Below are 1759 nucleotides of genomic sequence, written 5' to 3'. Positions count from 1 at the left end.
GATTCCGGACCTGTCGATGTATGTACTGGATGCCGATTTCAATCCGGTGGCCAAGGGTTGCACGGGCGAGCTGCACGTCGGTCATGCCGGCCTGGCACGCGGTTACCACAACCGCGCCTCGTTGACTGCTGAACGCTTCGTGCCGGACCCGTTCTCCAGCGAAGGCGGGCGCCTGTACCGCACCGGCGACCTGGCGCGATATCGCGGCCAGGAGGTGATCGAGTACGTGGGCCGGATCGACCATCAGGTGAAGATCCGAGGCTTCCGTATCGAACTGGGCGAGATCGAGGCACGCCTGCAAGAGCATGCGTCGGTGCGCGAAGTGCTGGTGCTGGATATCGACGGGGCAGGGGGCAAGCAACTGGCGGCCTACCTGATCGCTCAAGATCCATCCACCGACCACGCCGCCCTGCGCGACACGCTGAAACAGCACCTGAAAGCCAACCTACCGGACTACATGGTCCCGACCCACTTCCTGGTGCTGGAGCAGTGGCCGCTGACGGCCAACGGCAAGCTGGACCGCAAGGCCCTGCCGAAACCGGATGCCAGCCAGCTGCAACAGGGCTACGTGGCCCCGCGTACGGCGCTGGAGCAACAACTGGCCGCAATCTGGAGCGAGGTGCTGAAGGTCGAGCAGGTTGGCCTGCACGACAACTTCTTCGAGCTCGGCGGCCACTCTTTGTTGGTGATCACGCTGGTGAACAGGGTACGTGAAGCTTTCGCCATCAACATCAGCCTGCATGAGTTCATGCTGATGGCGAGCTTCGAGGAACTGGCGAATTTCATCGGCGGCGGCAAGGATCGCCTGAAAACGTCGGTGATCAACCTCAACGGTTGCCAACGCCAGCGTCCGGCGCTGTTCTGCCTGCCGCCGGGCGGCGGCGGTGCCTACGCTTACTACCCGCTGGCCAGCCGCCTGGCCGACGAGCGTCCGGTGTATGGCCTGGTCAACAAGTGCTATGCCGTGCCGGGCTGGGTGGACGAGTCCTGGGAGGCGATGGTCGGCTACTACGTCGAGCAGATCCGCCGCACCCAGGCCAGCGGCCCTTACCATCTGCTGGGCTGGTCCCTGGGCGGCGCCCTGGCGCTGGAGGTGGCTCATGCCCTGGAGCAGGCCGGTCAGGAGGTGGGCTTCGTCGGCCTGGTCGATACCCTGCTACCGAAGGACGTGTCCGGCCTCGAGGCCGAGCCCGTCGAGGTGGTGCAGGTAGCGCGGGCGGACGAGAGCCTGCTGCGTGGGCTGCTGGCGTTTGCTCCGGGTGTGGGTGAAGCCCGTATCGTCGGTTTCATCGACGAGGCCGGGCGTCTGCCGGCCGAGGTCGACCGGACCGAATGGGTCATCGAGCAGGTGGCCGCTGCCGGGGGCGTCAGTGCCGAGCGGCTGCGGGCCATTCATGAGGATGTGCATCTGCAGCGGGAGATCGTCGATGGTTTCGCTGTTCTCGATCGCAACGTCGAACTGAGCCAGGCGTTTCGCCTGCGGCCGCTGGCGGTCCGGGTGGATTGCTGGTGGGCCAGCGAGAGCCGTAGCTTGGAACGGGTGCGGATGGGGGAGGCGGGGTTGCTGGCGCAGGCTTCGGTCAACGGGCTGGCTAGCTCGACGGTGATCGCTGATGGGCATGAGGGGGTTATTAATGCCGTGGCGTTTGTCGATGGGCTGGTGGGGAGGTTGGCTGGTAAGGCTTGAGATTGATGGGTGACTTGGGGCGAGTAGGGCTTTAGGTCCTATCCGTTCTTTATTGTGAGTCTGGTGCTTCTG

General features: G+C 64.7%; 1 protein-coding gene. It reads left to right on the top strand.

Annotated elements, in window-relative coordinates; all coding sequences use genetic code 11:
* On the top strand, positions 1 to 1687 hold a 1687-nt coding region (locus CC207_RS27955), incomplete at its 5' end, for a thioesterase domain-containing protein (protein ID WP_256582249.1).
* Between the last annotated feature and the right edge of the window lie 72 nt (positions 1688 to 1759).

Origin of the sequence: Pseudomonas sp. DrBHI1 (genome assembly GCF_002205115.1) — a bacterium.
GTDB lineage: Bacteria > Pseudomonadota > Gammaproteobacteria > Pseudomonadales > Pseudomonadaceae > Aquipseudomonas > Aquipseudomonas mosselii.
Note: the sequence above shows the minus strand (reverse complement) of the source record. Positions and strands in the feature narration are given on the sequence as shown.